Here is a 20,043-nt window from a genome sequence, read left to right as displayed (position 1 = left end):
GTCCCACAAGCCGAAATTTACCTCCCAGAATTTAGGATGTCCAGATGGTGGGAGCCACGACTCAGCCGAGAACCTTGGCCGAGAAGGTCTGGGACGCGCATGTCGTCCGGTCTGTCGCGGGAGAGCCCGATCTGCTCTTCATCGACCTGCACCTGCTGCACGAGGTGACCAGCCCGCAGGCGTTCGACGGGCTGCGGCTCGCCGGGCGCCCGGTGCGCCGTACCGACCTCACCCTCGCGACCGAGGACCACAACACCCCGACCGGGTACGCCGATCCCTCGTTCCAGCAGCGCCGTGGTGACCTGCTCACCATCGCCGACCCCACCTCGCGCACGCAGATCGAGACGCTGCGCCGCAACTGCGCCGAGTTCGGCGTCAAGCTGCACCCGCTGGGCGACGAGAACCAGGGCATCGTGCACGTCATCGGCCCGCAGCTCGGGCTCACCCAGCCCGGCATGACCATCGTCTGTGGCGACTCGCACACCGCCACCCACGGCGCCTTCGGGGCACTGGCCTTCGGCATCGGCACCAGTGAGGTCGAGCACGTGCTGGCCACCCAGACGCTGCCGCAGGCCCGGCCGAAGACCATGGCGGTCACCGTCAACGGTCAGCTCGGCCCCGGCGTCACCGCGAAGGACCTGGTCCTCGCGCTGATCGCGAAGGTCGGCACCGGTGGCGGGCGCGGGCACATCGTCGAGTACCGGGGCGAGGCCATCCGGGCGCTGTCCATGGAAGGCCGGATGACCATCGCCAACATGTCGATCGAGTGGGGTGCCAAGGCCGGCATGATCGCGCCGGACGAGACCACCTTCGCGTACCTCAAGGGGCGGCCCAACGCGCCTACCGGCGCCGACTGGGACGCGGCGCTGGCCTACTGGCGGACGCTGCCCACCGACGAGGGCGCAACCTTCGACGCCGAGGTGGTCCTGGACGCCGCCGAGATCACCCCGTTCGTGACCTGGGGCACCAACCCCGGGCAGGGTGCCCCGCTGGGCGCGGTCGTGCCGGACCCGGAGGAGTTCGGCACCGACGCGGAGCGGGCCGCCGCCCGTCGGGCGCTGGAGTACATGGACCTGCGGCCCGGCACGCCGCTGCGGGACCTCGCCGTCGACGTGGTCTTCGTCGGCTCCTGCACCAACGGCCGGCTGGAGGACCTGCGGGCCGCCGCGGACGTGCTGCGCGGTCAGCGGGTCGCCGAGGGCGTACGCATGCTGGTGGTGCCCGGCTCCGCCGCCGTGCGGGAGGCTGCCGAGGCCGAAGGGCTGGACAAGGTCTTCACCGACGCCGGTGCCGAGTGGCGTTTCGCCGGCTGCTCGATGTGCCTGGGCATGAACCCGGACACGCTCTCCCCGGGGCAGCGCTCCGCCTCGACCTCCAACCGGAACTTCGAGGGTCGCCAGGGTCGGGGTGGGCGTACCCACCTGGTGAGTCCGCCGGTCGCCGCCGCGACCGCAGTGGCCGGCCGACTGGCTGCTCCCGCCGATCTGTAGAAGGGCTTGCGACAGATGGAGAAGTTCACCGTGCACACCGGCACCGCGGTGCCGCTGCGCCGTTCCGACGTGGACACGGATCAGATCATCCCGGCCGTCTACCTGAAGCGGGTGACCCGTACCGGTTTCGCGGACGGGTTGTTCAGCGCGTGGCGCGAGGACCCGGGATTCGTACTCAACGATCAATCTTATTCCGGAGCATCGATTCTCGTCGCCGGCCCGGAGTTCGGCACCGGATCCTCGCGCGAGCACGCCGTCTGGGCGCTGCGCGACTACGGGTTCCGGGTCGTGATCGCACCCGGCTTCGGTGACATCTTCCGCGGCAACGCGCTCAAGGAAGGGTTGCTTCCGGTAGAGCTGGAATTGAAAGCTGTCGAGGAGATCTGGGGTCTGGTCGAGTCCGACCCCGCCACCGCGATCACCGTGGATCTGGCCACCCGCCAGGTCCAGGCCGGTGCCGCCACGTGGTCGTTCCCGCTCGACGATTTCAGCCGCTGGCGGCTGATGGAGGGCTTGGACGACATTGGACTCACCCTCCGGCACGAGGCGCAGATCAGTACCTTCGAGGCCACCCGGCCGTCCTTCCTGCCCCGGGTCGCATAGCCGTTCGCCGCGTTCCATCGCCGATTTCGCCCCCACCGGTGCCACCGGTGGGGGCGAATCCGTTACGACACAAGGGCTTTTTTCCACCGAATGTTTGTGTCCCGGCAGCACAGGGCATACCGTGCGCGCAGAATGGCTCGCGTCGAGTCAGTTGCACAATCAGGAGGAAGTCGTGAACAAGGCCGAGCTCATCGAGGCGCTCGCCGTTCGCCTGGGGGACCGGAAAACGGCGACGGCCGCGCTAGACGCGGTCCTCGCTGAGGTCCAGGCGGCGGTCACCAAGGGCGAGAAGGTGGCGATCACCGGATTCGGAGCGTTCGAGAAGCGCGTTCGGGGCGCTCGAACAGCGCGCAACCCGCGTACCGGCGAGGCGGTGAAGGTCAAGAAGACCTCCGTGCCGACCTTCCGCCCCGGCGCTGGGTTCAAGGAGATGGTGGCCAGCGGCAAGGTGCCGAAGGCCACGGCGGCGGCGAAGAAGGTAGCCGCAGCCACCGCCAAGACCACCGGCGCGAAGGCGGCCGGCGCAAAGGCCGCCGGGGCGAAGGCGACCGGGGCGAAGGCGACCGGGGCGAAGAAGACCGCCACCGCCACCAAGACCACGGCGGCCAAGAAGACCACCGCGACGAAGACGACCGCAGCGGCCAAGAAGACGACCGCGGCCAAGACCACGGCGGCCAAGAAGACCACCGCGGCCAAGAAGACCACCACCAAGAAGGCCACTCCGGCGAAGAAGACCGCGACCAAGAGCACCACGGCGGCCAGCAAGACCACGGCCGCCAAGAAGGCTCCGGCGAAGAAGGCACCGGCCAAGAAGGCGGCAACCCGACGCTGAGCCGGTCGTACGACGAGGGCGCCCACCACACCGGTGGGCGCCCTTCGTCGTGTCCGGGTCCGATCGCCTTGCAGGCGTTGACCGACGCGCCGTACGGCACCAGAATCGCCGCACATCCTCGGCGAAATGAGAACCGTGCTGCGCCACCGTCACCTCGCCACCGTCACCCTGGCGCTGGGCCTCGTCGTCCTCACCGACGTGCTCCGCGTCTTCCTGCCGTCGGTCATCACCATCTTCGGGCAGGCCGCGTCGACCCCCGCCGAGCTGCTCGGCGCGTTCGCGCTCGGCTGGTTCGTGCTCGCCCTCGCCGCACCGGCCCTCGTCGTGCGGGTCGGTGCCCGTCCTGTCGGTCTGGTGGCCCTGGTCGTACTGGGCGCCGCCCGACTGGCCCTCACCGCGGTTCCTGGCGGCCGTACGCAGCTCTGGCTGGCCACCGCCGGCCTGCTGGCCGGGCTGGTGTGGCTGGCAGCGACCGCGAGTCAGGTCACGCATCCGGTGCCCGGACTGGTCTACGGGCTGACCGTCGGGGCACTCGGCCACGCGATGTTCGCCACCCACGACCCGGTGTGGTGGGGGCGGTGGCAGGCGTGGCTGCCCAGTGTCGCCGTGGTGGCGCTGGTGCTGGTCGCGGCGGTCGCGTCCGCCCGGCGACCAGACGTCGACGAGCGGGACGCCGACGCGGCGACAATGCCGCCGGCCCGAAGCTGGCTGCTCGCCGGGCCGTCGTTGCTGCTGGGCGGCATGCTCGCGCTGTCACCGGCGGTCGCCGGCACCGCGAATTCGTTCTGGTTCGGCCACGCCGGCACCGCCGAACCGCCCCTGTTCGCCCTGGCACCGCTGACCGGCGCGGTGGCGCTGTTCGTGTTCTGCGCGCTGTACCCGCCGCCGCAGGGCCGCCTGCGTCCGCTGTTCCCGGTGCTGCTGCTGGCCGGAACGCTACTGTTCGGGTACGGGCCACCCTCGGCCCTCGGCGTCGCGATGCTGCTCGCCGCAGCGGGTCTCGGTGGCTGCCTGGCCCTCACGACCGCCCAGCGGGGTCCGTCGACCGTCGCCCGGCGCGGGTACGCGGCGATCGGCGGCATGCTGGTCTTCGCCGTCGCGACGGTGCTCTTCTACGCCGCCTACGACATCGGCTACCCCAACGGATGGCTGCCCGTCGTGGTGGCGGTGGTGGTGGGTGCCGTCGCGCACGGTGGGCGGCAATCGGCGTCAGATGCCGCTGTGGCTCCGGTCGACGCCACCACCGAGCTGACGCGGCCGGTGACTGCTGCCCGGCCGGTACGGGCGTTGCTGGCGGCCCTGCTGGCCGCCCTGGTCGCCCTCGTCGCCGCGGTGATGCACGGGCCGTGGTTGACGGCGACGAACCGGCCCGGACCGCCGACGCAAATACGGCTGGTGGCGTACAACATCCGGATGGGCTTCGGTCTGGACGGGCGCCTCGACCTGGCCGCTCTCGACCGGGCGATCGGGCGGGCCGACGTGGTGCTGCTCAGCGAGGTCGACCGCGGCTGGTTGCTCAACGGCGGCCACGACACCCTGCACCTGCTGGCAACCCGCCTGGAGATGCCGTACGTCTTCGCGCCGGCCGCCGGGGCGCTCTGGGGCGATGCGGTGCTGAGCCGCTGGCCGGTCCGGCAGGCGCAGACCCGCGCGCTACCCGCGGTGGGCGCACCCACCGGTGCACAGGCTCTCGGCGTCACCGTCGACTTCAGCGACGGTGTGCGGCTGGCGGTGGTGAGCACCCACCTGCAACCCCCACCCGGTACGGATCCGGTGGTGCAGGCCCGAGCGGTCGCCGAGTTCGCCACCGCGTACGCCGACGGCAGGCCGCTGGTGGTGGCCGGTGACTTCAACACCGAGCCGGGCGATCCGGCGTTCACGGCGCTCACCGACGCCGGGCTGGTCGACGCCTTCGCGGCCGTACGCCCACTGCCCACCAGCCCGGCCGACGATCCGCGCACGCAGATCGACCACATCTTCGTCTCCCCGGACCTGCCGACCACCGATCCGGTCGCGATCGCCAGCACCGCCAGCGACCACCTGCCGGTCGCGGTGACCCTCAAGCTGCCACCCGGCACACCGCAGTGACGGCAGGCGGTCGTCGCACGACCCCGGACACATCTCCGTCTTCGGTGCGGGGGCGCTCAGAGTCAGCGCGGGGAGTGAGGCTGCGCGGCGCTGGCGGGGGTGCGGGGTTGCTCAGAGGCGGTCGGCGGCGAGTAGTCGGTCGCCGGTGAAGGCGAGCAGCCAGCCGCCGCCCTTTCCGGTGGCGTAGTCGCCGGGCTGGCCGACGAGCCGTTCCAGCGCACCGGGGATGACCTTGCCCTGGCTGCAGGCGGCCACCGGCGCGCCCTGTGCCGCCAGCGCGGTGAGGGCTGCCGCGGCGGCCAGCGCGCACTCGTCGGTCTGCTGTCCGGCGCGTGGCTCGTCCAGGTCACCGCTGATCTCGATCGGCAGGTCGAGCAACGCGGCGGCCGGGTCGAGGGTCTGTACGCACCGGCGGGGCGAGGCGGAGATCAGGCGGGTCGGGCGGATCAGCGCGATCAGTGGGGCCAACGCGTGTGCCTGGGACCAGCCTCGGGCGTCCAACGGGCGGCCGGTGTCCGGGCCGGACCAGCCCAGTCGCTCACCGGCGTGGCCGTGCCGGACCAACAGGATCGCCGCGGTGGCCTGGGGCAGCGCGGCGAACGCGGCCAGCACCTGGGCGTCATGCGGGTAGCTGACCAGCGCCACCGCATCGTCCACATCCAGCCAGCGCATGTCGTCGACCTCGGTGCCGGGCTGGAAACCGCCGGTGCCCACCGCCCGCATCGACCAGTAGTCGACCGTCTTGAGCAGGCCCTCGCTGCGGTACTGCACGCTGGGCAGGCGCACCTGCGGTACGGCCTGGGCGTCGGCCTCCTCGGCGACCTCCCGGGCGGCGGCGAGCAGCGGATGCTCGCCCGGCTCCAGTTTGCCCTTCGGCAACGTCCAGTCCCCGTACCGGGGGCGGTGCACCAGGCACACCTGGACGCTGCCGTCCGGCGCCGGCCGCCACACCACCCCGCCGGCCGCCCGGATCACGGCCACGCCGGATCCGGTGTGCGGGTCCTGCCGGCGGCCGGCGACCGCCAGGTCCTCCTCGTTGACCATCTGCTCAGCCTATGCCCGCACCGCTCACCCGGCGGTGCTGCCGACCCGACGCAGCAGCAGATCCTGCAGGTGGACCAGCGGTGTCGTCGGCGTGCCGCTGCGCCGCGTCCAACTGCCGTCGGCGCTCAACTCGAACGCGTCGACGTCCGGGCTCATCGCGGCCTGGAGCACGTGGTCCAGTTCGGCGCGGGCCACCGGGTCGCTGACCTGGACCAGTGCCTCGACCCGTCGGTCCAGGTTGCGGTGCATCATGTCGGCCGACCCGATCCAGAACTCGGCGTCGCCGTTGTTGCCGAAGCGGAAGATCCGGGAGTGTTCCAGGAAGCGGCCGAGGATGGAACGGACCCGGATGTTGTCCGAGAGCCCGGGTACGCCGGGACGCAGCGTGCACATCCCCCGGATGATCAGGTCGACGTGTACGCCCGCCTGGGAGGCCCGGTACAGGGCGTCGGTGACGGCCTCGTCGACCAGCGAGTTGACCTTGAACTGCACCAGGCCGGGCATGCCGAGCCGGACCTGGGTGATCTCCCGTTCGATCCGCTCGATCAGGCCGCCCCGGATGCCCTGCGGCGCCACCAGCAGTCGCCGGTACGCGGTCTGCCGGCTGTAACCGGTGAGCACGTTGAACAGGTCGGTCAGGTCGGCGCCGATCTCCGGGTCGGCGGTGAGCACGCCGAAGTCCTCGTAGAGTCGGGCGGTCTTGGGGTGGTAGTTGCCGGTGCCGATGTGGCAGTAGCGGCGGATCTGGTTGCCCTCCTGGCGTACCACCAGGGCGGTCTTGCAGTGGGTCTTGAGACCGACCAGCCCGTAGACCACGTGGCACCCGGCGCGTTCCAGCGTGCGGGCCCAGCCGATGTTGGCCACCTCGTCGAAACGGGCCTTCAGCTCGACGAGCACCACCACCTGCTTACCGGCCGCGGCGGCCTCGACCAGCGCGTCCACGATCGGGGAGTCGCCGCTGGTGCGGTACAGCGTCTGCTTGATGGCCAGCACGTGCGGGTCGGCGGCGGCCTGCTCGATGAAGCGTTGCACGCTTGTGGCGAACGAGTGGTACGGGTGGTGCACCAGGACGTCCCCGTCGCGCAGGGTGGCGAAGACGCTGCGCGGCACCTCGCCCTCGGCGAGTCGGGGATGGGTGGCCGGCACGAAGGGCGGATCCTTCAGGTCGGGCCGGTCCGCCTCGCCGTAGAGCTGCCACAGCGCGGACAGGTCGAGCAGTCCTCGGACCCGCAGCACGTCCTGGGCGTCCATGTCCAGTTCGCGGACCAGCAACTCCAGCATGTGATCGGAGATCGACGCGGCGACCTCCAGCCGGACCGGAGGACCGAACCGTCGCCGGGCCAGTTCCCGTTCCAGGGCCTGGAGCAGGTCCTCGTCGCGGTCCTCGTCGACCTCCACCTCGGCGTTGCGGGTGACCCGGAACAGGTGGCACTCGACCACCTGCATGCCGGAGAAGAGTTGACCGAGGTGGACCGCGATGAGGTCCTCCACCGGCAGCATCCGTACGCCGGGCTGGTCCCGGTCGACCCGGACGAACCGGGGCACGTTGTTGGGCACCTTGACCCGGGCGAACAGTTCGGCCCCACCGTCCGGGTCGCGTACCGACACGGCCAGGTTCAGCGACCGGCCCGAGATGTACGGAAAGGGGTGGGCCGGGTCGACCGCCAGTGGGGTGAGCACCGGGAAGATCTGCTCGCGGAAGTAGCTGCGCAGCCGGTCCCGTTCGCTGTCGCCGAGGTCGGACCAGCGCAGCACCCGGATGCCCTCCGCCGCCAGCTTCGGCGACACGTCGTCGATGAAGCAGGCGGCGTGCCGCGCGACCAGGTCGGCCGCCTTCGCGGCGACCAGTTCGAGTTGGGTACGCAGGGGCAGCCCGTCGCCGCCGCGCACCGGCAGGCCCGCGGTGAGCCGTCGTTTCAGCCCGGCGACCCGCACCATGTAGAACTCGTCGAGGTTGCTGGCGAAGATGGCGAGGAACTTGGCCCGCTCCAGCAGCGGCGTGCGGTGGTCCTCGGCCAGCGCCAGGACCCGGGCGTTGAAGTCGAGCCAGGACAGCTCCCGGTTGAGGAACCGGTCCTCCGGCAGCGGCCGATCGAACGAGGTCTCCTGGTCGGCGGGTTCCGGCAGGCCAGCCCCGGAGACCGGGTCCAGCACCTCCTCCAGCCCGGCGGAGGAGGCGGCCGGGTCGGTGCCGACGGAGTGGTCCGGGCGTTCGCGAGGGGTGCTCACCCGCCCATAATCACCCGATGCGGGTTAACACAAATTGAACTTGAGCTGGGATGTCAGGGCATCGTCGGCAACGTCACCCGAACGACGTCACCGCCGGTGTCGGTCTCCACCCGGACCCGCTGCCCCAGCCGGAGCAGCCGCAGCCCGGAGGCGTCGAAGGCACGGGCGGGGAAGGGCAACTCGGTGCCGTCGTCGAGCAGCAGCAGGCCGCTGCGGGTCGCCGCGTCGAAGGTCGCCACCGTGCCCTGCATGCCCAGCACCGTACACGGGACGCGGCTCGGCCGGGTCTCCACCGGCCGAGCGGGCGGTCCAGCCGGGGTTCAGCCGGTCGGGCAGCCGGCGGCCAGCGCCGCGGTGCGCGGGCCGAGCCCGATCCGGGCCGCGGCCAGCAGGTCGTCGGCGGTGTCGACATCCCGACGCAGGCTGGGCCAGTCACCGGCCAACGCGCGGGCACCGCTGGCCGCGTGTGCCGTGGCCGAGTCGGGCCCGAACCGGGGATCCAGGGGTACGCCGGGAGGTGCCGCCAGCAGCACCGTGCCGCTGCCGGGGGCGTCGCTGACGAAGGACCGTACGCCTGCCGGGGTCCTGCGGGCCTCGGCCAGCGCGGCGGCCAGTTCGGCCGGGCGCAGCGCGGGCAGATCGGCGGTGAGCCCGGCCACCCACCCGGCGGCACCGGTCGCACCGTGCCGGAACGCGGCGTTGAGGCCGGCGTCCGGGGCGTCCGGCAGCACCTGGGCGCCGGCCAGCCGGGCCAGCGCGCTCACCCGGGGATCGTCGGTGACCACCCGGATCTGCACCAGCGGCGAACAGGCACCCACCGCGGCCAACGTGTCGGCGGCCAGCGCCAGCGCCAACTCCTCGTGCGGCACGCCGGGCAGCCCGCCGCGCAGCCGGGTCTTCGCGGCGGTCAGACGCTTGACCGGTACCACCACGGTCCATGGCTGACTCACACTGTCATCCTGCCAGCCGCGCGTCGGTACCCTCACTGGCCGTACCAGGGGCGAGCAGGCATGATTTCGGCTGCGGGTGTCACCGGTTCCTCCGGTGGACGGGGCGGGCACGAGGAGGCACGGTGGGTCGGCGCAGGCTGGGGTTCTGGCAATGGTTGGCCGTGGTGCTGGTCAAGCCGGTGATGACGATCTGGACCCGGCGCACCTGGCGGGGGATGGAGCACCTCGGCACCGAGGGCCCGATGATCATCGTGGCGAACCACATGTCGCACGCCGACCCGCTGGTCGCCGCCCATTTCATCTACGACTCCGGCCGGTGGCCGCAGTTCCTGGGCAAGGCGAGCGTGTTCAAGGTCCCGGTGATCGGCTGGATCCTGCACCGGTGCAAGCAGATCCCGGTCGAGCGGGGGACGGTCGACGCGGCCAAGTCGCTGGACGCCCTGATCAAGGCGCTCGGCGAGGGTGATGCCGTGATCATCTACCCGGAGGGCACCATCACCCGGGAACCGGACCTGTGGCCGATGAAGGGCAAGACCGGGGCGGCTCGACTGGCGTTGGCGACCGGCGCCCCGGTGGTGCCGGTGGTGATGTGGGGGCCGGAGCGCATCTTCGACCCGCACCGCTCCCGGCTCAACCCGCGGCCCCGGATCCCGGTGACCGTGGTGGCCGGGCCACCGATCGACCTGAGCCAGTGGGCCGGTGCCGCCCCGAGCCGCGCGGTGCTGGAGGAGATGACCGACGTGATCATGCTGCGGCTGCGGGACATGCTCGCCGAGATCCGGGGCGGCACACCACCACCGCTGTGGCAGCGCGGCGGTCGGACCAACATCGAGCAGCGGCGCCCGGAGGCGACGGCGTGAGTGGGCACGTCGCGGTGCTGGGCGCCGGTTCCTGGGGTACGGCGTTCGCGAAGATCCTCGCCGACGCCGGGCGGGACGTCACCATCTGGGCCCGGCGGCAGCCGATCGCCGACGTCATCCGCACCGAACGGCGCAACCCGGAGTACCTGCCCGACGTGGTGCTGCCGGATCGGGTCACCGGCACCGGCGACGCCGCCGAGGCGATCAAGGGCGCGGAGATGGTGGTGCTGGCGGTGCCGTCGCAGACGCTGCGGGGCAACCTCGCCGAGTGGGTCTCGCACCTGCACGCCGACGCCACGCTGGTCTCACTGATGAAGGGCATCGAGCTCGGCACCACCAAGCGGATGAGCGAGGTGATCGTCGAGACGGCGCAGGTGGCCGCGGACCGGGTGGTGGTCGTCTCCGGCCCCAACCTGGCGCCGGAGATCGCCGCCGAGCAGCCGGCCGCCACGGTGGTCGCCTGCACCGACGTCGACCGGGCCACCCTGGTGCAGCGCTCCATCACCACGCCGTACTTCCGGCCGTACACCAACGACGACGTGATCGGCTGTGAGCTGGGCGGCGCCGTGAAGAACGTGATCGCCCTCGCGTACGGCATCGCCACCGCGATGGGCTTCGGTCACAACACCCGGGCCATGCTTGTCACCCGGGGGCTGGCCGAGACCGCCCGGCTCGGGGTGGCCCTCGGCGCGGACCCGCTCACCTTCGCCGGCCTGGCCGGCATGGGTGACCTGGTCGCCTCCTGTTCGTCGCCGTCGGCGCGCAACCGCACCTTCGGTGAGCACCTGGGCCGGGGCGCCACCCTGGAGGAGGCGCGGGTGGCCACCCGGCAGACCGCCGAGGGGGTCAAGAGTGCCCTGGCCATCCGCGACCTGGCCCGCGCGCACGGCGTGGAGATGCCGATCACCGAGCAGGTCGAGCTGGTCTGTCACGAGGGCGTCGACCCGCGGGTCGCGGTACGCGCCCTGATGAGCCGTACCACGAAACCGGAATGAGCCGATGAGCGAGAACGAGGTACCCCAGCGACTTCCGGCCGACGGTGACGGCACCCGGTGCGTGCGCGCCGGCCTGCCCGCACCGCAACCGGGACAGCCCTTCCTGCCGGGGCCGGTCTTCGCCGCGCCGTACCATCTCGATCCCCGACACGGTCCGGAGGCGGCGCCGAACGGGTACGGACGCCCGGACAACCCCACCCGGCGACTGCTGGAGGCGGCGATCGGCGAGCTGGAGGGCGGCGAGTGCCGGGTCTTCGCCAGCGGCCAGGCGGCCATCACCGGGCTGCTGCTGGGGCTGCTGCGCGCCGGTGACGCGGTGGTGCTGCCCGCCGACGGGTACTTCCCGGTCCGGGCGTTCGCCACCGACACGCTCACCGGCAACGGGGTACGGGTGCTGCTCGCGCCGACCGCCGGGCCGTACCCGTCCTTCGACGGGGTACGCCTGGTGCTTGTGGAGACGCCGGCCAACCCGGGCCTCGACGTGGTGGACCTGCCGGCGCTGGCCGAGCGGGTGCACGCCGCCGGTGCCCTGCTGGCGGTCGACAACACCACCGCGACCCCGCTCGGGCAGCGCCCGTTGGACCTTGGCGCGGATCTGGTGGTCGCCTCCGGCACCAAGGCCCTGACCGGGCACTCCGACCTGCTGCTGGGATACCTGGCCACCCGGTCATCGGAGCTGGTGGAGCGGTTCACCGCCTGGCGGACGAACACCGGGGCGGTGCCCGGGGCGTTCGACGCCTGGCTGGCGCACCGCTCGCTGGCCACCCTCGACCTGCGCCTGGCTCGGCAGAGCGCCAACGCCGAGGCCATCGCCCGGCTGCTGGCCGACCGTGCCGACGTGACCGGGCTGCGCTGGCCGGGCCTGCCGGACGATCCGGCGTACCCGGTCGCCTCGCGTCAGCTGCGCCGGATGCCGGGGGTGCTCTCCTTCGATCTGGGCGACGCCGAACGGGTCGCCCGGTTCCTCGACGCGACCCGGCTGGTCTCGGCGGCCACCTCCTTCGGCGGCCTGCACACCACCGCCGACCGGCGGGCCCAGTGGGGTGACGACACCACGGCGGGCTTCGTGCGGCTCTCCTGCGGCGTGGAGGACACGGTGGACCTGATCGCCGACGTGTCGGCCGCGTTGGATGCCAGCGCCTAGATGATCGCCGTCTCCTCGGCGGTACGGGCCGCCACGGTCCACCGGTTACGCCGGGCCGGTTGTGTCTGGGCCGAGGACGAGGCGCGGCTGCTCGTGGAGGCGGCCGACGACCCGCGGTCGCTCGCGGTCCTGGTCGACCGGCGGGTGGCCGGGGAGCCGCTGGAGTACCTGCTCGGCTGGGCGGAGTTCTGCGGCGAGCGGATCACCGTCGTACCCGGTGTCTTCGTGCCGAGGGCGCGGACCGCGGCGCTCGTCGCGGCGGCCGAGGCGGTGACCGGGCCGGCGGCGAGGGTGGTCGAGCTGTGTTGCGGCTCGGGTGCGCTCACCCGGGCGCTGGCGCGTCGACTCCACGCCCCACGGCTGCTGGCCGCGGTGGACGTGGACCCGGCCGCGGTGGCCTGTGCCCGAGGCAATCTCGCCGAGTTGGCCGTGCCGGTCTACGCCGGTGACCTGTTCGACGCGCTGCCGGCGACCTGGCGCGGCACCCTGGACCTGGTGGTGGCGAACGCGCCGTACGTGCCGACGGCGGCGTTGGACCTGCTGCCGGCCGAGTCGCGCCAGTACGAGGCGTTGGTGGCGCTCGACGGCGGCCCGGACGGGTTGGCGGTGCTGCGCCGGCTCGCCGCCGACGCGACGAGGTGGCTCGCTCCCGGCGGGCACCTGGTGGTGGAGGTCGGCCAGTCGCAGGTCGACCTGCTCGCGACGGTGCTGGCGGAGGCGGGGCTGCTGCCGTCGACGTTCCGCGACGAGTCCCTGGCGGCCACCGCGATGACGGCCCGACGGCCGGTCGGCATGGCGGGGCAGGGGAGCGAGAACTAGCCTCACGTCAGATCGAATCGGGTGGGAGGCGGTTGACCGGTGGCTGACACAACTGTGGTCGTGGGCATCGACAACGGCGGTACGAGCAACAACGCCACGGTGCTCACGCTCGATGGACGCTTCCTGGTCGATCAGCTCGTGGAGACCCCCAGCGAGGTACGCGCCGGCCCGCAGGCCGCCGTCGAGGCGATGGCCCGCTCCTTCGACGGTGTGCTGGCCCTGACCGGGCTGTCCCGCGACCAGGTGCGCGCCGTCGGGCTGGACACGCCCGGTCCGGCCAGCGCCACCGGGGTGATCTCGTCGAAGGGGTCGACGAACTTCTCCCAACCGGCCTGGCGCGGCCACGACATCCGGGGTGCCCTGGAACGCCGGCTCGGGCTGCCGGTGATCTATCACAACGACGGCAACGCCGCCGCGCTCTACGCCCACCACGTCCACTTCGGAGTCGACGCGATGCACCGGTCGTCGGTGTCGGCGATCGTCGGCACCGGGCTGGGCGGTGGTCTGGTCGAGTACGGACGGGTGATCGCCGGCGCGGCGGGGATGGCCGGCGAGCTGGGGCACGTGCACGTCCCGCTGACCGATGTGCTCGCACCGGGTCAGCCGGTGCCGGTCTGCGCCTGCGGCTTCGCCGGGGACGTGGAGTCCATCGCCTCGCTGACCGCGATCGAGCGCAACCTGCTGCCGTATTGGCTCACCCGGTTTCCGGACCATCCGCTGGCCGGTGAGCCGCCGGCCCTGGCGGCGAAGCTGGTGCGCGGTTACGGCGAGCGGGGCGACGAGATGGCCCGGGAAATCTTCGCCCAGCAGGCCAGGGCGCTCGGGGCGTTGTTCACCATCGCGGCCAACTTCACCGATCCGCACGCCTACTTCGTGGGCGGTGGGGTGGTGGAAACCGCCCCCGAGTTCCGTGACTGGTTCCTGGCGACCGTACGCGAGCACACCGTGCTGCGGGACGAGCAGGCCGCGTCGGCCACCTTCGCGCTGGTGCCGGAGCGGGACATGGCCGGCGCTCGGGGAGCCGCCCTCGCCGCCCTGGCGGCGGCCCGTGAACTGCCGGTGCCGCCGCCGCTGGTCGGCCACTGATCGCTCGGGTGGGCTGACCGGGCCGGCGGTGCCCTTACCGGCCCGGTCAGCGGCTATGGGTTCACCCGTGGATCAGCGCTGCGGCGGTGTCTCGGCGAAGGCGGTCCAGGCCGACGGCGCGAAGAACAGCAGCGGGCCGTCCGGGTCCTTGGAATCGCGTACCGCCACCGTGCCGGGTACGACCGCCACCTCCACGCAGGCGCCCTCGTCGCCGCTGTGGCTGCTCTTGCGCCATCCGGCCACCGCCGGGGTGGCGTTGGTCGTCGGTGTCATCGTCTACCGTCCCTTCAGGATCTTGATCAATGCGTCGCGGCTGGCCGACGGGCTGAGCGCGACGGTCCGCAGGTGTTCCATGATCTTGGTGCAGGTTCGCAGGTCACCGGGCCGGTCGAGGACCATCTGCCCGGCGACCGTCTCCACCGAGGCGATGATCGGGTCCTCCGGGTCGGCGAACTCGAGGATGTGCAGCGAGCCCCGCGTGCCCCGGTGGTAACCGGCGGCCAACGGGATCAGCTGCACGGTGATGTTCGGCAGCTCGCTCATCTTGAGCAGGTGCCGCAGTTGGCCCTGCATCGCGGCCTCGTCACCGACCGGGCGCAGGAGCGCGGCCTCGTCGAGGATCGCGTCGAAGATCGGTGGATCGTCACCGGTGAGTCGTTGCTGGCGGTCCAGTCGCAGGTGGACCCGCTCCTCGACGTCGTTGTCGCTGAGCGTGTGCGGGCCGCCCCGCATCACGCCCCGGATGTAGTCGGCGGTCTGCAACAGCCCCGGCACCACCGACGGTTCGAAGTTGGCGATGCCGGTGGCCTCGGCCTCCAACGCGATGAAGTCGATGGTGCGCCGGTCGAGCAGGTACGAATAGGACACCCACCAGCCGGGCTTGCGTGCGTCCTTGGCCAACGCGACAGCCGCCGCGACGTCGTCCGCCCCGACCCCGTAGAGGGTGAGCAGCGCGCGTACGGTCGCCGGGCTGACGAGCGTCTGCGCGTTCTCGTAGCGGGACAGCGTGCTGCGGGTGCTGTTGATCTCGTCGGCTGCGGCCTCCAGGGTGAGGCCGGCGGCCTCACGGTGCTGGCGCAGGGCGATGCCGAGTCGTCGGGCGCGGGCGGTCTTCGGTGCCATGCATCGATGGTCGCATGTATTCGGGATCGTGTACATGAGAAAACGTAAGTGGGAGTTGCATTCACGGCGGTGAAGGTGTCAGGCTGTCATCACGTCCTCACCGCCGGTTGTCGTGGCGACGGTGGCGGTGAGCGACCGGAGGGGATGGGGCGCGCGGCGGTCGGGTTATTCCCCCGTACCCGGCCGCCGCGTGCCGCGCCACGAGCCTTTGAGGCGGCACCGGAGGGAGAGCGACGTGCGCAGATACTGTCCGGCAATCTCGCGGCCGCTACGACGGGCCCGACCGGCGGTGGGCGGCGCGCGGCGATGACCCGATTCCTGGTGGTGCTGACCGACGTGCGCCCCTGCGAGGGCGGTGCTCGCAACGAGCGCCTCGCCCCGGAACGTCGCCGCCAGGTGGTCGGCGCGAGCAGCCGTGAGGCGGCCGAGCGGATCGCGGGCGCGTTCATGGCCCTGGGCATGGTGCGAGCCGGTCGGCAGCGCGTCAAGGTGATCGCGATCGGCCGGCGGCACGCCTTCGGCGAGCGGGAACTGGCCGGCTGACGCACCCGTCTGGTCACGTACGGTATAGGGCTCCTTGACCGATTGCGCCTGCCTTGCGGTCTCGTGGGGTATCGACTTCCCGATCTCGCCACGCACAGTAAGGTCATCCGGGAGAGCGCCAGCAGTGCGTCCCGGAAAGGTGACCGCAGTGACCACCCCAGGCAAGACCCGCGTGGCGATCGTCTTCGGCGGCCGCAGCCCGGAACATGGCATCTCCTGTGTGAGCGCCGGCAGCGTGCTCGGCGCGCTCGACCCCGACGAGTTCGAGGTGGTGCCGGTCGGCATCACCCGGGCGGGTCAGTGGGTGCTGACCAGCGGCGACCCGACCGAGTTGGCGATCAACTCGCGCCGGCTGCCGGAGATCACCGCCGAGTCGGGGGCCGACATCGTGCTGCGAGCCGACCCGACCGGCAGCGGCCTGCTGGTGCTCGACCCCACCGAAGGGCCTCGGGCACTGGCCAATGTGGACGTGGTCTTCCCGGTGCTGCACGGCGCCTACGGCGAGGACGGCACCATCCAGGGCATGCTGGAGATGGCGGGCATCCCGTACGTGGGGGCGAAGGTGTTCGCCTCGGCCGCCGCGATGGACAAGGAATTCACCAAGAAGATCTGCGCCGCCGAGGGCATCCCGATCGGCCCGTACGCCGTGCTGCGTAGTGGCATGACGTTGAGCGAGGAGGACAAGCAGCGCCTCGGCCTGCCGGTCTTCGTCAAGCCCTCGCGGGCCGGATCGTCGTTCGGCGTCAGCAAGGTCAGCGACTGGGCCGACCTGGAGGCCGCGATCGCCATCGCCCGGGAGATCGACAGCAAGGTGCTGGTCGAGGGCGCGATCGTCGGCCGGGAAATCGAGTGCGGCGTGCTGGAGGGCGAGGCCGGCGGCACGCCCGAGGCGTCCGTGCTGGCCGAGGTGCGGGTGGTCGGCGACTACGACTTCTACGACTTCGAGGCCAAGTACATCGACGCGGAGTCGGCCTGCGAGTACGACGTCCCGGCCGACCTGCCCGAGCGGGTCGCCCGGCAGGTGCGCGACTACGCCGTACGGGCCTTCACCGCGCTGGACTGCGCCGGACTGGCCCGGGCCGACTTCTTCGTCACCCCGGAACTGGACATCTACCTCAACGAGATCAACACGATGCCGGGCTTCACCCCGACGTCGATGTTCCCCCGGATGTGGGCGGCCTCAGGGCTGGAGTACCCGAAGCTTGTCGACCGGCTCATCCGTACCGCCCTGACCCGGGGCACCGGCCACTACTGACCGGCCTGGCCCGGCCGACGCCGACTGCGGGCGGCCGGGTCAGGAGGTGCAGCCGGACGGGACCGGGCCCGCCGAGGGGACCGAGGCGACGACCGTGCTGGCGATCGGGGCGGCCCACTGCAACGCCTCGCCGTAGAAGTGCGGCACGCGTACGGTCACCGCGGTTTCCCGGTCGAGCGTGGTCAGCACCGTGGCGTCCGCTTCCTCCACCCCGTGCCAGCACACCGCGTTGACCAGGTAGATGTGGTCGGTGGGCGCCACCTCGGGCTCGGTCCCGCCGCAGGCCACCGTCAGGGCCGGATCGCCGTACGCGGCGTTCTGCTCCGGCCCGGCGCTTACCGGCCGCTGCGGCAGGTCGCGGATCGAGGCGGGCAGCTGCGACAGCAGGGCGCGGCAGACGGTCGCCGGCCGCTCGGCCAGTGCCGGGGCGGCCATCTCGACCGGCGCGGTGGACTGCGGTCGGGCCGCGCTCGGCGAGGGATCCGGGGTGGCGGTCGAGCTGTCCGGGGCGAGGTTGACGAAGGCCAGGGTGCCTACCAGGAGAGCCACCGGCAGCGCCACGGCCGTGGCGACCAGCGCGGCGGTGCGGTTGGTCCGGTCGGCTGCCGGTGCGGCGTCCTTCGCACGCCGGGTCTCGCCGGGGGATTCGGAAATCCTGGACACTTACAACCGCACCACCGAACACGTGAGGGTGCGGGTGATGCCGGGCACCATCTGCACGTTGCTGACGATGAGTTTGCCGAGCTCGTCGACGGTGTTCGCCTCGGTGAGCACGACCACGTCGTACGGCCCGGTCACCGCGTCGACCCGGACCACGCCGGGGAGATCCGCGATGAGACCGGCCACGTCACGCGCCCGGCCGACCTCTGTCTGGATGAGGATGTACGCCTGTACCACGACTCGACCTCCCTCCGTCGCCGCCTGCCAGACGGCCTGAAGGGAGAAAGTACCTTACGGACCAGGTGTGATCCCTATCGGTGGTCAAGGAGAAGCGGTGAGCGAGCGGGGCGACAGCGGCGGTGTGGGCGTCGCACAGGTCGGGGAGTTCGGCCTGATCGACCGGGTCACCGCCCGGTTGTCGTACGGATCGACGGTGCTGCTCGGCCCCGGCGACGACGCGGCGGTGGTCACCGCGCCGGACGCCCGGGTGGTCGCCTCGACCGACGTGCTGGTGGACGGGCGGCACTTCCGCCGGGACTGGGCCGGGGCGCACGACATCGGCCGTCGGGCGGCGGCGGCGAACCTCGCCGACGTGGTGGCCATGGGTGCCGAGCCGACGGCCCTGCTGGTGGCGCTCTGCGTGCCGGCTGACGTGGAGACCGGCTGGGTCGAGCAGCTCGCCGACGGGCTCGGTGCCGAGGCGGCGAGCGTGGGCGCCAGCGTGGTCGGCGGCGACATGTCGGCCAGCCCCACCTTGACCATCGCGGTCACCGCGCTGGGCGACCTGGCCGGCCGGTCGCCGGTCACCCGGGCCGGTGCCCGACCGGGCGACCTGGTGGCCTTGGCCGGGCGCACCGGTTACGCGGCGGCCGGGTTCACCGTGCTGTCCCGCGGCTTCCGGACGCCCCGCCTGCTGGTCGAGGCGTACCGGCGGCCGGAGGTGCCCTACGCCGCCGGTCCGGCGGCCGCCCGGCTCGGCGCCACCGCCATGATCGATGTCTCGGACGGGTTGCTCGCCGACCTGGGGCACGTGGCGAAGGCCAGCGGGGTCGCCATCGACCTGCGGCGGGACGCCTTCGAGGTGCCACCGCAGATGCGCGACGCGGCGCAGGCGCTCGGCGTCGACCCGTACGCCTGGCTGCTGGCCGGTGGCGACGACCATGCGCTGGTCGCGACCTTCCCGTCTCAGACGGTGCTGCCTGACGGGTGGCGCGAGGTCGGCCGGGTCGCCGAGGGCCGGGGCGTGACGGTGGACGGCGCGCCGTTCGACGGCCCGACCGGCTGGGACCATTTCCGCTGAGTGAGCGGGCTGAGTGAGTGGTCGGTCACTGCCGCAGGCTGTCGGCCCAGGTCGGCGGCGGTGACGGGTCGCTGCGGTCGTACGCTTCACTGGTGCACGAAATCGAGATCCACGTGGTGCCGTTCGACTCTCCGGTGGCACAGCGGCTGATCACCTCCGCGCTTGCCGACCTCGGCGCCCGGTACGGCGGTGACGGCGACGAGACGCCTGTCGACGCGCGTGAGTTCACCCCGCCGCACGGCACCTTCCTCGTCGCCCACCTCGACGGGCAGCCGGTCGGCTGCGGTGGCTGGCGCAGCCACGGCACCGACGGCGAGACCGCCGAGTTGAAGCGGATGTACACCGCACCGCAGGCCCGTGGCCGCGGCGTGGCCCGCACGGTGCTCGCGGCCGTCGAACGCTCCGCCCGCGAGCAGGGCCGCAAGCGGCTCATCCTGGAGTGCGGCGACCGGCAGCCCGAGGCGATCGCGATGTACACCTCGGCCGGCTACGAGCGCATCCCCAACTTCGGCTACTACGCCGACGAGCCCGGCTGCCTCTCCTTCGGCCGCACCCTCTGAGGTGAAAGGAAGGGCACCTTCTTAACGCCTGCGGTAGAGGAAGGGCCCCTTGTTAACAGCCGCTCCGGCGGGCGGCGGCGGACATGCGGACACGACGATGCCGGCGGGCCACCGAGGGCCCGCCGGCATCACAGATCGTGGGTGTTACCGCGTCAGGCGCGGGTGACCTTGCCCGCCTTGATGCAGGACGTGCAGACCTTGAGCTTCTTGGTCGTGCCGCCACCGGCCGGGGTACGCACCGACTGGATGTTCGGGTTCCAGCGGCGGTTGGTCCGCCGGTGCGAGTGGGACACGTTGTGGCCGAAGCCCGGTCCCTTGCCACAGACGTCGCACACGCTAGCCACGGGATACTCCTGGGATTGAAACGTTCATGAGGTCGCCGCCAGGCGCAGCCCGGGCAACCTGGCCAGGTTACCCGATGGTGGAAGGCCCCGCCCAACCGGGCTCGGCATCAGCGGTCACG

At 72.0% G+C, this 20,043-nt stretch carries 22 protein-coding genes; 13 read left to right on the top strand and 9 right to left on the bottom strand.

Annotated features, from left to right (window positions below; translation table 11 throughout):
- Positions 1 to 44: 44 nt before the first annotated feature.
- From leuC to EG812_RS11395, 4 genes are all read left to right on the top strand, one after another.
- Positions 45 to 1,490 (top strand): 3-isopropylmalate dehydratase large subunit, encoded by a 1,446-nt coding sequence (gene leuC, locus EG812_RS11410; protein ID WP_043719887.1) that lies wholly within the window; start codon positions 45 to 47, stop codon positions 1,488 to 1,490.
- Positions 1,491 to 1,505: 15 nt separating this feature from the next.
- A complete protein-coding gene (gene leuD, locus EG812_RS11405) occupies positions 1,506 to 2,093 on the top strand; it encodes a 3-isopropylmalate dehydratase small subunit (protein ID WP_013732053.1) in 588 nt (195 codons plus the stop codon).
- A gap of 172 nt (positions 2,094 to 2,265) precedes the next feature.
- Positions 2,266 to 2,925: an HU family DNA-binding protein gene (locus EG812_RS11400; RefSeq protein ID WP_013732054.1), complete on the top strand. Its 660-nt coding sequence runs from the start codon at positions 2,266 to 2,268 to the stop codon at positions 2,923 to 2,925.
- A 126-nt stretch (positions 2,926 to 3,051) separates the two neighbouring features.
- Positions 3,052 to 5,013 (top strand): endonuclease/exonuclease/phosphatase family protein, encoded by a 1,962-nt coding sequence (locus EG812_RS11395; RefSeq protein WP_233579453.1) that lies wholly within the window; start codon positions 3,052 to 3,054, stop codon positions 5,011 to 5,013.
- Positions 5,014 to 5,124: 111 nt separating this feature from the next.
- Here EG812_RS11395 and EG812_RS11390 read toward each other — a convergent pair whose 3' ends face one another.
- The 4 genes from EG812_RS11390 to cofC form a co-directional block, all read right to left on the bottom strand.
- Positions 5,125 to 6,057 carry an NUDIX hydrolase gene (locus tag EG812_RS11390; RefSeq protein WP_233579452.1) on the bottom strand — a complete coding sequence of 311 codons (933 nt, stop codon included), beginning with the start codon at positions 6,055 to 6,057 and terminating at the stop codon, positions 5,125 to 5,127.
- Between the two features lie 24 nt (positions 6,058 to 6,081).
- Positions 6,082 to 8,286: an RNA degradosome polyphosphate kinase gene (locus tag EG812_RS11385; protein WP_126711540.1), complete on the bottom strand. Its 2,205-nt coding sequence runs from the start codon at positions 8,284 to 8,286 to the stop codon at positions 6,082 to 6,084.
- Positions 8,287 to 8,339: 53 nt separating this feature from the next.
- A complete protein-coding gene (locus tag EG812_RS11380; protein WP_043723268.1) occupies positions 8,340 to 8,537 on the bottom strand; it encodes a cold-shock protein in 198 nt (65 codons plus the stop codon).
- Positions 8,538 to 8,606: 69 nt separating this feature from the next.
- Entirely contained in the window at positions 8,607 to 9,236 is a 630-nt protein-coding gene (gene cofC, locus EG812_RS11375; RefSeq protein WP_043719893.1) for a 2-phospho-L-lactate guanylyltransferase, read from the bottom strand.
- Positions 9,237 to 9,358: 122 nt separating this feature from the next.
- Here cofC and EG812_RS11370 point away from each other — a divergent pair, with 122 nt between their 5' ends.
- Genes EG812_RS11370 through EG812_RS11350 form a run of 5 tightly spaced genes read left to right on the top strand, consistent with a single transcriptional unit; the run spans position 9,359 to position 14,140 of the window.
- Entirely contained in the window at positions 9,359 to 10,096 is a 738-nt protein-coding gene (locus tag EG812_RS11370) for a lysophospholipid acyltransferase family protein (RefSeq protein WP_013732058.1), read from the top strand.
- On the top strand, positions 10,093 to 11,091 hold the full coding sequence (locus EG812_RS11365; RefSeq protein WP_126711539.1) for an NAD(P)H-dependent glycerol-3-phosphate dehydrogenase: 999 nt from the start codon (positions 10,093 to 10,095) through the stop codon (positions 11,089 to 11,091). The genes EG812_RS11370 and EG812_RS11365 overlap by 4 nt, the downstream gene beginning before the upstream one ends.
- Positions 11,092 to 11,095: 4 nt before the next feature.
- Positions 11,096 to 12,235: a cystathionine gamma-lyase gene (locus EG812_RS11360; protein WP_126711538.1), complete on the top strand. Its 1,140-nt coding sequence runs from the start codon at positions 11,096 to 11,098 to the stop codon at positions 12,233 to 12,235.
- Positions 12,236 to 13,054, top strand: a complete 819-nt coding sequence (locus EG812_RS11355; RefSeq protein ID WP_126711537.1) for a putative protein N(5)-glutamine methyltransferase — start codon at positions 12,236 to 12,238, stop codon at positions 13,052 to 13,054.
- 39 nt (positions 13,055 to 13,093) lie between these two features.
- Positions 13,094 to 14,140, top strand: a complete 1,047-nt coding sequence (locus EG812_RS11350; protein WP_126711536.1) for an ROK family protein — start codon at positions 13,094 to 13,096, stop codon at positions 14,138 to 14,140.
- 72 nt (positions 14,141 to 14,212) lie between these two features.
- On the opposite strand, the gene EG812_RS11345 is transcribed toward EG812_RS11350, so the two are convergent.
- Positions 14,213 to 14,413 (bottom strand): DUF397 domain-containing protein, encoded by a 201-nt coding sequence (locus EG812_RS11345; RefSeq protein WP_126711535.1) that lies wholly within the window; start codon positions 14,411 to 14,413, stop codon positions 14,213 to 14,215.
- Positions 14,414 to 14,416: 3 nt separating this feature from the next.
- Positions 14,417 to 15,262, bottom strand: a complete 846-nt coding sequence (locus EG812_RS11340; protein WP_013732064.1) for a helix-turn-helix domain-containing protein — start codon at positions 15,260 to 15,262, stop codon at positions 14,417 to 14,419.
- A gap of 306 nt (positions 15,263 to 15,568) precedes the next feature.
- On the opposite strand from EG812_RS11340, the gene EG812_RS11335 reads away from it, so the two are divergent.
- The gene (locus tag EG812_RS11335) at positions 15,569 to 15,805 is read left to right on the top strand and encodes a hypothetical protein (RefSeq protein ID WP_013732065.1); all 237 of its coding nucleotides are present in this window, start codon (positions 15,569 to 15,571) and stop codon (positions 15,803 to 15,805) included.
- A gap of 148 nt (positions 15,806 to 15,953) precedes the next feature.
- Complete coding sequence (locus EG812_RS11330; protein ID WP_126711534.1) at positions 15,954 to 17,060, top strand: D-alanine--D-alanine ligase family protein; 1,107 nt, start codon at positions 15,954 to 15,956, stop codon at positions 17,058 to 17,060.
- 39 nt (positions 17,061 to 17,099) lie between these two features.
- On the opposite strand, the gene EG812_RS11325 is transcribed toward EG812_RS11330, so the two are convergent.
- Positions 17,100 to 17,714 carry a DUF3515 family protein gene (locus EG812_RS11325; RefSeq protein ID WP_232510753.1) on the bottom strand — a complete coding sequence of 205 codons (615 nt, stop codon included), beginning with the start codon at positions 17,712 to 17,714 and terminating at the stop codon, positions 17,100 to 17,102.
- A gap of 9 nt (positions 17,715 to 17,723) precedes the next feature.
- A complete protein-coding gene (locus EG812_RS11320) occupies positions 17,724 to 17,957 on the bottom strand; it encodes an Lrp/AsnC ligand binding domain-containing protein (protein WP_013732068.1) in 234 nt (77 codons plus the stop codon).
- Positions 17,958 to 18,054: 97 nt separating this feature from the next.
- Between EG812_RS11320 and EG812_RS11315 the strand changes: the two genes are divergently transcribed.
- Together EG812_RS11315 and EG812_RS11310 are read left to right on the top strand one after the other, a co-directional pair.
- Positions 18,055 to 19,020, top strand: coding sequence for a thiamine-phosphate kinase (locus EG812_RS11315; protein WP_013732069.1), 966 nt, complete (start codon positions 18,055 to 18,057; stop codon positions 19,018 to 19,020).
- A gap of 92 nt (positions 19,021 to 19,112) precedes the next feature.
- On the top strand, positions 19,113 to 19,580 hold the full coding sequence (locus EG812_RS11310; protein WP_043723278.1) for a GNAT family N-acetyltransferase: 468 nt from the start codon (positions 19,113 to 19,115) through the stop codon (positions 19,578 to 19,580).
- 152 nt (positions 19,581 to 19,732) lie between these two features.
- On the opposite strand, the gene rpmB is transcribed toward EG812_RS11310, so the two are convergent.
- Complete coding sequence (gene rpmB, locus EG812_RS11305) at positions 19,733 to 19,924, bottom strand: 50S ribosomal protein L28 (RefSeq protein ID WP_007075181.1); 192 nt, start codon at positions 19,922 to 19,924, stop codon at positions 19,733 to 19,735.
- Between the last annotated feature and the right edge of the window lie 119 nt (positions 19,925 to 20,043).

It is taken from the genome of Verrucosispora sp. FIM060022, assembly GCF_003977705.1.
Lineage (GTDB): Bacteria > Actinomycetota > Actinomycetes > Mycobacteriales > Micromonosporaceae > Micromonospora > Micromonospora gifhornensis.
Note: the sequence above shows the minus strand (reverse complement) of the source record. Positions and strands in the feature narration are given on the sequence as shown.

What these genes read in the sequence shown, in the direction of transcription:
- EG812_RS11390 (WP_233579452.1), bottom strand. Translation starts at nt 6,057, where the DNA reads ATGGTCAACGAGGAGGACCTGGCGGTCGCCGGCCGCCGGCAGGACCCG.
- EG812_RS11395 (WP_233579453.1), top strand. Translation starts at nt 3,052, where the DNA reads ATGAGAACCGTGCTGCGCCACCGTCACCTCGCCACCGTCACCCTGGCG.
- EG812_RS11360 (WP_126711538.1), top strand. Translation starts at nt 11,096, where the DNA reads ATGAGCGAGAACGAGGTACCCCAGCGACTTCCGGCCGACGGTGACGGC.
- EG812_RS11340 (WP_013732064.1), bottom strand. Translation starts at nt 15,262, where the DNA reads ATGGCACCGAAGACCGCCCGCGCCCGACGACTCGGCATCGCCCTGCGC.
- leuC (WP_043719887.1), top strand. Translation starts at nt 45, where the DNA reads ATGGTGGGAGCCACGACTCAGCCGAGAACCTTGGCCGAGAAGGTCTGG.
- EG812_RS11380 (WP_043723268.1), bottom strand. Translation starts at nt 8,537, where the DNA reads ATGCAGGGCACGGTGGCGACCTTCGACGCGGCGACCCGCAGCGGCCTG.
- EG812_RS11355 (WP_126711537.1), top strand. Translation starts at nt 12,236, where the DNA reads ATGATCGCCGTCTCCTCGGCGGTACGGGCCGCCACGGTCCACCGGTTA.
- EG812_RS11345 (WP_126711535.1), bottom strand. Translation starts at nt 14,413, where the DNA reads ATGACACCGACGACCAACGCCACCCCGGCGGTGGCCGGATGGCGCAAG.
- EG812_RS11335 (WP_013732065.1), top strand. Translation starts at nt 15,569, where the DNA reads ATGACCCGATTCCTGGTGGTGCTGACCGACGTGCGCCCCTGCGAGGGC.
- leuD (WP_013732053.1), top strand. Translation starts at nt 1,506, where the DNA reads ATGGAGAAGTTCACCGTGCACACCGGCACCGCGGTGCCGCTGCGCCGT.